The organism is Inquilinus sp. OTU3971, assembly GCF_038440215.1.
On the sequence record NZ_JASATH010000225.1, the window covers coordinates 1 to 12469 of the forward strand.

At 64.1% G+C, this 12469-nt stretch carries 9 protein-coding genes; 2 read left to right on the plus strand and 7 right to left on the minus strand.

The annotated features are described in order from the left end of the window. Positions 1–14 precede the first annotated feature (14 nt). From AAHM41_RS35055 to AAHM41_RS35075, 5 genes are all read right to left on the minus strand, one after another. The gene (locus AAHM41_RS35055) at positions 15–1349 is read right to left on the minus strand and encodes a polysaccharide biosynthesis/export family protein (protein ID WP_342241266.1); all 1335 of its coding nucleotides are present in this window, start codon (positions 1347–1349) and stop codon (positions 15–17) included. Then, complete coding sequence (locus AAHM41_RS35060; protein ID WP_342241267.1) at positions 1321–3525, minus strand: GumC family protein; 2205 nt, start codon at positions 3523–3525, stop codon at positions 1321–1323. Before AAHM41_RS35060 ends, AAHM41_RS35055 begins: the two co-directional genes overlap by 29 nt. 126 nt (positions 3526–3651) lie before the next feature. Further along, a complete protein-coding gene (locus AAHM41_RS35065; RefSeq protein ID WP_342241268.1) occupies positions 3652–4458 on the minus strand; it encodes a LuxR family transcriptional regulator in 807 nt (268 codons plus the stop codon). 393 nt (positions 4459–4851) lie between these two features. Next, positions 4852–5880 (minus strand): UDP-glucose 4-epimerase GalE, encoded by a 1029-nt coding sequence (gene galE / locus AAHM41_RS35070; protein ID WP_342241269.1) that lies wholly within the window; start codon positions 5878–5880, stop codon positions 4852–4854. A gap of 27 nt (positions 5881–5907) precedes the next feature. Then, a complete protein-coding gene (locus tag AAHM41_RS35075) occupies positions 5908–6666 on the minus strand; it encodes a Crp/Fnr family transcriptional regulator (RefSeq protein WP_342241270.1) in 759 nt (252 codons plus the stop codon). Positions 6667–7390: 724 nt separating this feature from the next. Between AAHM41_RS35075 and AAHM41_RS35080 the strand changes: the two genes are divergently transcribed. Beyond that, on the plus strand, positions 7391–8206 hold the full coding sequence (locus AAHM41_RS35080) for a response regulator transcription factor (RefSeq protein ID WP_342241271.1): 816 nt from the start codon (positions 7391–7393) through the stop codon (positions 8204–8206). A gap of 203 nt (positions 8207–8409) precedes the next feature. Here the strand turns inward: AAHM41_RS35080 and AAHM41_RS35085 are convergent, their stop codons facing one another. After that, on the minus strand, positions 8410–9465 hold the full coding sequence (locus tag AAHM41_RS35085) for a nucleotidyltransferase family protein (RefSeq protein WP_342241272.1): 1056 nt from the start codon (positions 9463–9465) through the stop codon (positions 8410–8412). Then, entirely contained in the window at positions 9462–10649 is a 1188-nt protein-coding gene (locus AAHM41_RS35090; protein ID WP_342241273.1) for a PqqD family peptide modification chaperone, read from the minus strand. Before AAHM41_RS35090 ends, AAHM41_RS35085 begins: the two co-directional genes overlap by 4 nt. Positions 10650–11313: 664 nt before the next feature. On the opposite strand from AAHM41_RS35090, the gene AAHM41_RS35095 reads away from it, so the two are divergent. Further along, positions 11314–12469 (plus strand): calcium-binding protein (locus AAHM41_RS35095; RefSeq protein WP_342241274.1); only part of this gene is annotated, 1156 nt, incomplete at its 3' end.

Consider the following 12469-nt stretch of genomic DNA (forward strand, 5'->3'; position numbering starts at 1 on the left):
GTGAGATATCCGGGCTAGTTCAAGCTGAGCCGCACGCCGCCGGCGGTCAGTTTCTGCTCGATCCGAAGGATGTCGCCGGGCTCGATCGCGGTCTGCTCATCGGCCGCGACCTGCTCGTGCCGGCCGTCGACCAGGCGCGTGATCGTGTAGGACGTCGTCATGGTCATCACGGCGGCGGCCGAGCTGTCCGCCTGCCGCTTCAGCTCGCTCAGGGTCGCAAGCAGCGCAGCCGACTTCTGCTCGTTCCGGGACATTTCGAGGTTGAGATCGCGCAGGTCGCTCGCGTTCTCATTGGCCCGGCTGCTGTGCAGCTCGACGATACGCTGGTCGATGTCGAGCTGATTCTGGCGCGCCCGGGCCAGGAAGGAGCGCTGCTCCAGCTCGTCCCGCTGCGCCGCGGAATAGCCGCGCTGAACCTCTCGCAGGCGCGACTGCGCCGTCAGCTTCTGATCGGCCAGGGTCTTCATGGCGGCGACATCCTGTGCGATCAATCCCATCTCATCGTCGTACAGCTTGATGCTCTGCTCGAGGGCGGCGATCTCCGGATCGTAGCTGGCGCGCTGAGCCATCAGCGCCTTCTCCTGGTTGCTCAGCACGTCCCGTCGGGTGCGGAAGAGGGTGTTCTCGACATCGACCACTTGCTGCATCGCCTGCCGATTGAGAATGCCGTCATGGTCCGGCAAGGCGTAGCTGAACTCGTTTCCCGCCATTTCCGCGAGGATCCTCGCCTGGCGCACCTGCAGGGCAAATTGCTGCAGCTTCAGATCGGCGAAGTCCTGTTCCGTCTGGATCAGCTGCAGCGTGCCGCCGCTCTCGCTGGTGAACTGAGCGCGCCGCAGGCCGCCGCCGATGGCCACCAGCTCCAGGGCGATCATGCCGGGCCGGAACTGGAACTGCCCGGGCCGGTCGACATCGCCGACGACAAACACCGGAGCATATTCCTCGATGGCCACCCGAACGGCACTCCCGGCCTGTAGATACTGGCTCAGCCCCTGGCCGATCCGGTCGGCGACCTCGCCGGGCGTCAGCCTGGCCACCGTGAGATCGCCAAGCAGCGGATAGCTGATGCTGCCATCCGGACCGACCGGGAATTTGCCCGAGAACGCCTCCTGGCCAGCGACGGTGATCGTCAGCCTGTCGCCTGGACCGATCTGGTAGGCTCCGCCATCGGCGAATGCGCCTGAAGCGTAGATCGACGTGGCCATGCCGGCGAGAAACAGCAGGGCGAGATGCGTCCGCGGCGGACGCCGGCGTGCCGTCGGAGGAAGGGCGGGGAGGGGCATGATGTGTCTAGAATCCAAGGGCTGTCGGGACATGACGTCAGGCTTCCCGCACCACTGCCAATTCATCCTTGACCTCATGGGGCCGGAGACGTGGCAGCGTGCCGTCGGCCGACGCTGAAGCCGCCGGATGGCCGATGTCGTCGCGATCGAGCTGGTTGCCGTGCACGCCGTTCAGGATGAGGCCGAATACGGGCGCTCCGTGGAAGGACAGGCGTCGGATGCAGGCTGAGAGGGCGGTGCGGGTCGTTTTTCCCCAGCGGACGACAAGCAGCACGGAGTCGACCAGCGAGCCGAGCTGGGTCGCGCTCGCAGACGCCTCGACCGAGCCGAGATCGATGATGATCCGGTCATAGCGTTTGCGCAGCTGCGCCAGCAGGTTCCGGAATCCGACCTCGTCGAGGAGGTGCTCGGCGGCAAGCCGGTCCGGCGCCGCGGCGATCACGTGCATGGGCGAGATCCTGTCGGCGACGGCGGCCTCGTCCAGGCGCCGCCCGTCGCGGATCAGGTCCAGCAGCCTGACGGAAGGCTCGATCCCGGTCAGCGACGCGACCATCGGGTTGCGCAGATCGGCGTCGATCAGGACGACCTTCTGGCCCGACATGGCCATGGACCGGGCCAGCGTGATGCACAGCGTCGTCTTGCCATCGCCGCTCCCTCCGGACGTCACCGCCACGACCTGGGCTCGTCTCATCGCCGGGGCGAGGAGCAAGGATGTCCCGAGACGACGCGCGGCCGCGCTGAAGGCCGATTTCGGAGCCTTCACCACGGCAGCGTGCGTGGGAATGGTGGGCGATGCCCGCAGCTGCGGCACGAGGTCGAAGATCGGGAGGGTGGTGATCTCATCGAGGTCGCGCCGGGACCGGATCCGGTTGTCGAAGCTCTCCCGCAGCGAGGCGATGCCGATACCGATGCCGGAGCCGGCAAGGAGGCTGAGCACCACGAACGGCACGATTTTCGGCGTCGCGGGAAAGCCGGGTGCCTCGGCGCGGGATATCATTCGTGCTTCGGGCAACGCCAGGCCGTCCTGCTCGATGGTCTGCTTGTAGCGGGTCAGATAGCTTTCGTAGACCGTCCGGTTGGCGCTGGCTTCGCGTTCGAGCTGGCTGAGCTGGAGCTGCGCGGCGCTGGCCGCCGATTGCGCCGCCTCGGCCTGCTGAAAATCCGCTTGGAGGACGCCCTCCTTCCGCCGCTCGACGTCAACTTCGTTGGCCAGGCTAGCGACGACGCGATCCACCTCCTGCCTGATCTGCTCCTTGAGCGAAGCCTGCTGCGACCGGAGCACCGGCAGATCCGCGCTCTTGGTCACCCCGGTATCCTCATATTCGGAGAGCTGGCGGTCGACTTTCGCCTGCTCCGACCGCAGAGCCTGGACGATCGGGGATCCCAGCACCGCAGCGAAGGAGTCGAGGCCGGTGTCGCTGCGGGCCAGGGCCGTCGCAGTCTGATAGCGAGCCTCCGCGGCGGCGCGGTCGGAGCGTGCCTGAGCCAGGGCGCTGTTCAAGGCGCTCAGTCGCTGAGCCTCCAGGCTGGTGCCCTGGGAAACGACCAGCCCCGCCTTCTGCCGGAAGGCTTCGACCGCGCTCTCCGATCCCTCCAGCTGCTTGCGGAGATCTCCCAGCTTGGCGCCGAGCCACTCGGTGGCGTGCCGGGTCGCAGCCGCCTGAGTATCGGCCTGATAGTCGAGATAGGCTTCGCCGAAGGCGTTGGCGACGGTGGCCGCATAGACGGGATCGGTGGCGGAGAACATGATGAAGATCGTGTAGGATCGGCCGTCATTGCTCACCGAGAGGCCGTCGAGCAGCCGGTCGATCCCGTCGCGTTGGCTCTCCGGTTCCTGCGTGTCCGCCGAAGCCTCCGCCTGGCCGGTGATCATCCTCACGATGTTGGTCCTCAGGGACAGAGCCGGCGGCGGAGGCGTGATCCCCTGCCGTTCGAGCCGTTCCAGCACGCGCTCGGCCATCAGCCGGGAATTGATGATGTCCAGCTCGGTCCGAAGCACCGGGCTCTCTTGCGGCAAGGGCGAGAGGACCGCCTCGGCCGAAAGAATCTGGATGCGCCGTTGATCGAGCGCAACCACCGCCTCGGCGTTGTAGCGACGCGGCGAAGCGGAATAGAGGGCGAGCCCCAGGGCGACGGAGATCAGGGCGGGAAGGGCAATCGACAGCTGGCGACGCCTGAGGAATCGCAGGTAGTTGGCCAGCCCGGACGGCTGGCGCGAAGTCGTCTGCTTCGACACGATCACTTGGATTGTCCTTATGCTGCTCCGACCAGGCGATAATCCGTTGTCTTGCTGCGGGATCTCCTGGTCTCATCTCCGGAGTCACTGACGCTTCCACCCGTTGCGGCGATCGCCGGACGAAGAGGAGCCTTAATGGGTATCCAGGTAACGGTCATTCGTGTTTTTCGAGAACAGATCGTTGATTTTGAATGCAACTTCAGTTCGGTTTCTCGCCTTTAGCTTCTTCATGATGTTTCGGATGTGGACTTTGACCGTGCTTTCGCAGAGGTTCAGCTCATAGGCGATGATCTTGTTGGCCTTGCCTCGCCTCAGGGCGTCCACCACGGCCGCCTGCCGGGCTGTGAAAAGGCTGCTCAGAGTGGGATGCGGCGTCGTCGTCTCCGCGGCCATGCGCTTGTGAATGGCTGTCAGGCTGCTGGCCGGCACGAAGATGCCGCCGGCACGGGCGAGCCGGATCGCTTCGATCGCCACGTCAAGGCCGACGCTCGTCGGGATGTAGCTGCGAGCGCCATACTCCAGGATCTTCATGATATGATTCAAGTCGTCGAGATCGCCGATGGCGATGATCGGAATATCCTTGAAGCGACTGCAGAGGCCGGCGATGTCGGCCTGCACTCCGGCTTCGCCGCTGTCGCGCGACCCCAGGCTGAGAAGTATGGCGGATGCGCGGTTGTGCAGGTCGCCTGCCTGCTGCCATTCCTCGATCGAGCCGAAGGAAAAGACGCTGATGTTGACCGCGCTCGCCATCAGCCCTCTGGCCAGGCACTCCCTGTCCAGGGCCCGGCTGTCGATGATGATGATGCAATTGGCCTGCAGCCGTCCCTTGGCCTGCATGCGCTCTCCGGCACCCGTGAACTCGACGCCGGGGGCAAACATATCCAGGTTGACGAGCTCCGCTTCGTGCGGCCTGTGTGCCGCTTCGATTTGGTACGACATATTTCATACCCCTTGCGTTTAAACTACACGCATAAAAGCTGCCTAGATTTTATTCTATTTTTACGCTTTTTTGCTCAGTCGTTGCGTTTTTGTTCGTTGGCGAGGCTCGGGATCTTCTGTCCTCTAGGTCAGATCTCCCAAGAATTTATTTGGAGAACTGCCAGTAAGATGATCCAACAAAATCATGGTACAGTAGTATAATTATCCTGTCGCTAACTCAAGTTAATCGGGGCATACCTCTTTCGGTGAGAATATGCTCTTGGTGGAGGCTGTGTTCCTTGTTCCGGTAGAGTGGGGTGGCCGGACTCGACCAGAAGGTGTGGTGACTGATCTGGAAATTCGAGTGGGCGCTACATCAAATGAGGGCTCGGAAGACTCCAGGCGTTCGGGCGATCAGCGGAGGGTATCGAAGCCCGAGGGATGATTGACGTGCCATTTCCAGGCAGACCCGATGATCGTCGCGAGGCCGCTGTTCACGGGCCGCCAGCCCAGTTCGTTCCGGATTCGATCGTTGCAGGCAATCAAGGTGGTCGGATCACCCTCCCGGCGCGGCCGCCGCCTGACCGGAATGCGGTGGCCGGTCTCTCGCTCGACCGCATGCACGATCTGCCGGACGCTGTAGCCCCGGCCGCTGCCGATGTTGTACCGCAGGCCGCCCGCGGTCCTGAGCGCGAGCAGCGTTTTGACATGCGCGTCCGCCAGATCGAGGACGTGAACATAGTCCCGTATGCATGTTCCGTCCGCTGTCGGGTAGTCGTCGCCAAAGATGTCGACGCCATCCCGCAATCCCAGCGCTGCCTGGATGACGATCGGAATGAGGTGGGTCTCCGGGTCGTGGGCCTCGCCGAGATTGCTGGAGAGCAGCGCCCCCGACGCGTTGAAGTAGCGGAGCGCTGCGGTCCGGATGCCGGTCGTGGCTTCGAGCCAGCGCAACACCTGCTCGCACATCGCCTTGGATTCGCCATAGGGATTGCCCGGTCTTACCGGCGCTTCCTCGGCAATGGGCTGCGACGCCTCATTGCCGAAAATGCTGGCTGTCGACGAGAGAAGGAAGCTCGAGACGCCGGTCTCCGCCGCTGCCTTTGCCAGGTTCAGCGTGATGGTGAGGTTGTGCGCGATATAGCCTATCGGGTTCCGATAGGAGTCCCCGACCAGGCTGAGCGCCGCAAAGTTCATGACTGCGGTGGGGCGGCTCTCGGCAAAGACTCGAGATACGAGGGCGGTGTCGCGAGCGTCGCAATGGACGAACGTCGCCGAATGCGGCACGGCGTGACGATGTCCCGTGGACAGGTCATCGAGGACGGTGACCTTGAATCCGAGGCGGCACAGCAGCCAGGCGACATGGCTTCCGACATAGCCGGCTCCGCCCGCCACGAGAACATGCTCGTTCGGCAAAGGGGTCGCTCGGGTGGTGTTGGCCATGCCGGTCTCCTTTTCTCCTGGTGCGGCTCACCGGCGGCGCAAATCAAGCCGCAACGGGGCTGAGGCCTCGAATGAGGCGCTGGTCGGAAGGGGCAACTCGAATTGCGCCAGCGTGTACAGGCGTTGGGGATCCTGGATCTCGACCTCGCCGTTGCGAAACACCAGCAGCCGCTGTTCGCGAAGGTGGCGCAGGACTCGATTCACGTGGATGGCCGACAATCCGAGCGCATCGGCGATGTCGGCTTGCGTCAACGGGCAGCGAAAGCTCTCGCGCGTGCCGAGGCCGACGATTTCGAGCCGCGCACCGAGCTCGAGCAGAAAATGGGATACCCGCGCGAGAGCTGGCCGTCGCCCGACGCTGACGAGCCGCTCGGCCAGGAATTCGCTGTCCTGGTTCGCGATCAGGAGCAATGCCAGAGCAAGGCGTGGCCAATCCTCGAACAGACGAGGAATGAGTCGACTGTTGATCTCTGCCGTTTCGACTTGTCCGATCGTGCGAAATTCTTGGTGGTGAGCGCCGAGAAAGCTGCTCCGAAGGCCAGCGATATCGCCGGGGATGAGGATGTCGATCAGCTGTCGCCCACCATTCCGGAGGTGTCTGTATGTGTATGCCCAGCCATTCAGGATGAGCAGCGGGGACTTGCCCACGTTCCATCTTTCGGCGGTCTCTGAATCGAAATGAATCCGCCGGCGCGCGTGCATATATTTGAGGACGCCGATCTCATCATCGGAAAGGGAGATGAGGCGCCGAAGTCGGTGGAGCAACGGCATATAATCAACTTCCATTTATCTCTCACCGACAGCAGTGATAAAGATTTGATATATAGATAATCAGTTTATCTTCTGTGCGCTCTGGAGCGGTAAGAGATCATAAAATTTAGATGGCAATTTTGCAAAATTAAATATCGATAAAAATATCAAACTATTTTGTGATATAAGCGTTGTGGGATACAGATTTAGTGTAGGTGTTCGTGTACTTCTTTCGATGAGGTGAGTTTCCAATGTGTCAATTGGATGCGGCCGTCGCTTCGAAAGAGGGAGGCCCATCGGTCTGATGGCGTACGTCTTGACCATCTCGAAAGGCGGACCGAGCCGCCGCCGCGTGTGTTCCTGCTGCTCGCGCGCTTCTGGACGATCTCGGCGCTCGGCCGGCCCGGTGCCCATCAGGGTCCGGGTCGGGTCTCGGACGGCGCCAATCCGTCTGGCCTCTCTGTGTGGTTGGTGCTGCCCTCGTCCCTGGCGGCAGAGCCAAGCCTTTCTGCCCTACTCCTTTGGGCTTAGATCCTGCCCGGAAAGACGTATGCGCAAAACCATGGAATTTGCATAAAATACAATCTAATTCGATCGGGCTTCGCCCTTGTTGCCTTTCCCGGCGCGATTGCGTGGCTGATCGAGAAAATGGCGCTGAGCTGAAAGATTTCGACCGTAGAAAGCGAGCATGTTTGGCGCCTGGGAAGCGAAGAAGGAATAAAATCTGCACTGAGACAGCTTAATTGACCAGCAGGATCAAATGTCCTTTGACCATTGCGCCGATGTTCCGGCCTCCATCAACGCGGCTTTGGTTGGATCTGAGAGCCGAAGCGGACCGCCGAGCCAGAGTGTTAATTCCCACTGCTCCGGTCGCTCCGATGGCACTCTCGTCGCGACCTCCATCACGGTCGCCATCATCGACCCAAGGGCTTTGGGCCGGGAACTCTTCACACAGGCTCTGGCGACGGCTGATGGCCGGTTCAAAGGGCTGGCGTTTGCCGCCATCGACGAGTGGGAACTGAGCGCAGACGGGCGCGGGGCCTCTCTGATCCTTCTGGTCGCCGGCGCAGCGCCCCCCGCCGGCATGACGGTGATGGAGCAGATGCGAGGCTTGGTCGAGGCTCATCCCGACATCCCTGTGGTTGTGATGGGTGAAGACGAGGATCCCTGCCACATTATCGAGATCCTGGCGCAAGGAGTCCGTGGCTATATCCCGACCAGCGTCAGCCTGAGCGTCGCGATCGGGGCACTTTGTCTCGCGATGGCCGGAGGCACATTCGTTCCTGCCAGCGCTCTTCGGAATGCCGGTCGAGAGCGGCCGGAGCGCCGGCAATCCGTCCACAGCATGCTTGGCCTTTCGGAGCGGCAGGCCGCCGTCGCCGATGCCGTCGCCCTGGGCAAGCCGAACAAGATCATCGCCTATGAGCTGGATCTCTGTGAGAGCACCGTGAAGGTGCACGTCCGGACCATCATGAGGAAGCTGCAGGCCCGGAACCGGACGGAAGTCGCCTTCAAGCTGCATGCCGCGAAGAGCGGCTCCGATTCATCTCGATGGATGGGAACCCGGGCCGCTTGACATGGAGAAGGCCGCCGAGCACCGGCGGCCTTTCCAGCTCCAAGCGTTCCTTCCCGATCCGTCAACACGGGCAGGAATATTTTATCCGCAAGACCGTGTGCCGGGTGACGGCCCGAACACATTCATTTCCTCGGTCGAAGCAATGAGAGCATAGCATGTTATGAGATCTGCCCAATTACGCCTTTCGGCTTAGGTGGGCGACGCTAGAGTTTGGGGCCGATATGGATGCCCATCAGGGACTCGGCCACTTCCCTCCGCCCCTGCTTGAGCTTGCGAACCACCCGGGGGACCAGGTCGGTGGCGGTGAAACGCGGCACATCCTTCGTGCGGATGCGCCGGCCGAGCCAGGCAACCGCTCCGGCAAACCGCAAAGGCGCGGCCAGACGAGGGTGCCGGATCTGGACCATCCGCCGCCAGTGCTGGCCTCTCGGTACGGCACGCCGGCACAGACCGTCCGGGATGGATACTCCGAACAGCTCCCGCAAGGTCAGCAGCTGCATTTCGAAAGCGTTGCGCTGCAGCCGGCCCCGCATGATCCGGGACAGGTGGAGCCAGTCGACGCCCGGCGGCCGTCGTGCGAGCTCGACGAGATCGTGGAGATGGCGCAGATCGATGGTGCCCCGCCAGTAATCCCCTTCCTTGATCTGGTCATGCACGATCAGGTTGAGTGCCTGGAGAGCCGGCGCCGGCAATCGGGCCCGCGCGGTATCAGACGTGGCGGGCGAGAAGTTCGCGGCATCCATGATGGATGATCCGTCCAGGCCGGAGACGGTTCCGGCGCCGTGCAACTCGAGCATTCCCGCATCCTGCGGACGCCAGATCCCGTGCAGCCCATCCGCGGCACGGTAGCCCAGCTCGGCCAGCACGGCATTCGCGGCAGGCTGTTCGCCCTCCTCGACCAGCAGATCCAGATCGCTCATCATCCGGGCGCCGAGCGTCCGCTCCGGGGCGCAGAAGATGATTGCCGCTCCCTTCAGCAGGATCGGCTGAATGCCGGATCGGTTCAGGGCGGAAACCGCTTCGACCAGCTGGCTCCGCAAGCGGAGATTGCGCTGCCGGTTGCGGTCGTGAATGAAGCCGAGATAGTCGCGCGCGTCCGCGGGCAGCCTCGGCAGCCCGCCGCAGCCCTCGAGGGCGACGAACAGCGCGGGCGCCATCCAGCAGCGGTTGGCGAGTTCGATCACCGAGAACCAGTCCGCGTCCGCCGGAGGGGCTCCGCGCAGGGCCGAGACCAGCGAATCCAGCGGCGTCCCTCTCATGCGCACGCCCGCTGCAATTCGTGGACCGCGTCGTCGAGGCCAGCATATGTCAGGGTGAAGCAATCAGCGCCGGCCATCGCCTCGGCCAGCAGCCCGAATGCCGATGCGGAAAGCCGCCGGCCGGGTGCCGTCGCCTCGGCCAGCAGGGCTCGCATCGCCTCGATCCGGTCCATCGGCGTCACCACGGCCGGCCCGTGGGGCTGCCGGCGAAGCAGCACCACCCATCCCAGGCGCAGCGGCTCGGTCACCGGCGGCACCGCGGGCGGCAGATAGCGGACATGCTGGTTGTCGGACCGACGAAAGATCCTCAGTTGCTCGAGATCCGGCCGGATGCCGGACAGCAGAGGCCAGGCGCCCGATTTCACCGAGGCGGCGAACGGCACGCCCATCACCTGGCCGGTCGGACCCAGAAGGGCGATGTCGTCGCCGGCGTAGCCGAAGCCCCGCTGCGCCAGCGCCACGGTCAGCGTCGTCTTGCCGGCACCCGGTGCGCCGCACAGGAGCAGCATCCGCCGGCTGCGCGCCAGCGCCGCGGCATGGATCGCGATCGAATAGTCGGCATGGGCCAAGACGTCCTCCGTCAACCGGGCCTTCAGGGCCGGGAGGATCTCGTCCACATCATACACGCCGATGTCCTCGTCGCCGGCCCGCAGGCGAAACCGGCCTCCGTCGACCTCGGTCGAAAGCGACAGGGTGACGGACGAGGCCCCCGGCACGCGCAGGCCTGCGGCGTCCAGATGGGCAAAGGCCGGCGCTGCGAGCCGGGCCAGCGCATCGCTTGCGTGCCGGATCCTGATGGACAGCCCGGCGAGATGAAGGCGCTGTTGCCGACCATCCGGCTCGGATGTCCCGGGGGCGGCATGCTCTCCGGCGCGAAGAACGAGGCCGAACCGGCGCCAGTCGGACAGCATGTCCCGCACATAGTCTTCGGCGACCTCGGCCGGGACGCCGAGATGCACCAGCCCGCCCGCGACGATCGCCGGCGGATCACCTTCTCCCAGGCGGCACCATATATAGGCCGCCATGTCGTTCAGCTCGAAGATCTGCTGTCGCGCCTCGCTGAACAGCAGCTTGCGCTGATCCACGATGGCAAAAGCCGTCCCCGCCGCGATGACAGAATTCGCCGGCACCGCGTCGTCTCCGATAACCATGTCCGCTGATGCCCCCCGGCCGGCTGCGATCACGGATCGCCGTCACTTCGGCGTCTTTGGTTCCTTCGGGGGCTTCGGCCCCCGTCCGCCCGATTTCGCGATCGCTTCCGACGACAGGCTGGTCGACAGGAGCATCGTGACTGCCGGTGGCGTGACGACGGCGAAGCGGCCGCATTTGGCGAGGAAGACACGCCGATCCGTCGTGCCGGCGGCTGGTGCATCTTCGTGTGGGAGCTCTGCCATGCCCGTAATGTCCTTGAGCTATGAAATTCAGATGCATGAACGATCCAGGTTACGAGGCGCATAGGCGAAGGACAATTGAGCCCTTCAGGGCAGATGCGATCGGCTCCACGGTTCTAGTGGAGCATGGCCGCCGCCGAGAGGCATAGGTCTACCCCTCTCGTTCAGTGTCGTTGCGATGAGTCATCGAGTCCCAGGGCGCTTCTCCCTCGAACGGCCAGTCCATCATTGGTCGTCCGGCGGACCCACGATGACCAAGCGTGGCGATGTGCATTTTCCTCAAATGCTTTTGATCTGGCGATGGTCGCCCGATCAGGGCTTTGAGTGATCCCCCTGAACAGAATGCTATGTAGGGATTTTTCCCTCGCCCATGACATCAAAGGCTCCGCTCCGACGAAGCCCGGCCGCGCTGCGCGCAACGGCGCGGAGGAGAGTGCAACTGCTCGGCGAGAACACGATGGCGGATACTCCCACTCCCGATGACGATGTGATCATCGGCACTGCAGGCCCGGACACGATCGATGCGTTGGCCGGAGACGATCATGTCGAAGGGCTGGATGGCGACGACAGCCTGTCCGGGAACGACGGCAATGATTACATGCTCGGCGGCGACGGCGAGGACGGCATGCTGGGCGGCAATGGTGACGACTACCTCAATGGCGAAGGCGGTGATGACCATCTCCAGGGCGGTGATGGCGGCGACACGCTGGTCGGGGCGGCCGGCGACGACCTCATCGACGGTGGCGACGGTAATGACTATCTCCAGGGCTGTGCCGGCGACGATGTCATCTACGGTGGTCTGTGCTCCGACCAGATCTATGGCGGCGATGGGCTGGACATCCTGGCGGGCGGCGCCGACGGCGACACGCTGGACGGCGGGGCCGGCGGCGATCAGCTGAGCGGCGATGGCGGTGACGATCTCATCCTGGGGGGAGCGGGCGACGACCTGCTCGCCGGCGGTTCCGGGGCGGACATCCTGAACGGCGGGGACGGCATCGATACGGCGACCTATGCGACGTCGTGGGCCGGTGTCACGATCGATCTGCGCAGCGGCGTTGGAATGGGCGGCGAAGCCAAGGGCGACACGCTGAGCGGGATCGAGAACCTGGTCGGCTCGAAGGCCGCGGACCTGCTGATCGGCGACGCGAACGCCAACGTCCTCGACGGCGGTGCCGGCGGCGACACGCTCAACGGCGCTGCCGGCAACGATACGATCGACGGCGGCGATGGCAATGACGCGCTCAATGGCGGCGTCGGGGCCGATGCGATCGCCGGCGGCGCCGGCATCGACACGGCCGACTACAACGGCAGCGGAGCCGGTGTGACGGTCAACCTGGCGACCAATGCCAACACCGGCGGCTACGCTGAGGGCGACACGCTGAGCGGCATTGAAATCCTGCACGGCAGTGCCTTCGACGACACCCTGACCGGCGACGGCGCGGCGAACACGCTGCGGGGCTTCAACGGCAACGACGTGCTCGATGGCGGCGCCGGCTGGGACACCCTCGAGGGCGGCAATGGCGACGATCAGCTGATCGGCGGCGCTGGCGGCGATATCCTGCGCGGCGGTGCCGGGGCCGCCCCCCAGGGCGGGGGGGGCCCCGACGACCAAG

Coding starts and splice junctions, on each gene's coding strand:
- AAHM41_RS35065 (WP_342241268.1), bottom strand. CDS start 4,458: ATGTCGTACCAAATCGAAGCGGCACACAGGCCGCACGAAGCGGAGCTC.
- AAHM41_RS35080 (WP_342241271.1), top strand. CDS start 7,391: ATGTCCTTTGACCATTGCGCCGATGTTCCGGCCTCCATCAACGCGGCT.
- AAHM41_RS35055 (WP_342241266.1), bottom strand. CDS start 1,349: ATGAATTGGCAGTGGTGCGGGAAGCCTGACGTCATGTCCCGACAGCCC.
- AAHM41_RS35075 (WP_342241270.1), bottom strand. CDS start 6,666: ATGGAAGTTGATTATATGCCGTTGCTCCACCGACTTCGGCGCCTCATC.
- AAHM41_RS35085 (WP_342241272.1), bottom strand. CDS start 9,465: ATGAGAGGGACGCCGCTGGATTCGCTGGTCTCGGCCCTGCGCGGAGCC.
- galE (WP_342241269.1), bottom strand. CDS start 5,880: ATGGCCAACACCACCCGAGCGACCCCTTTGCCGAACGAGCATGTTCTC.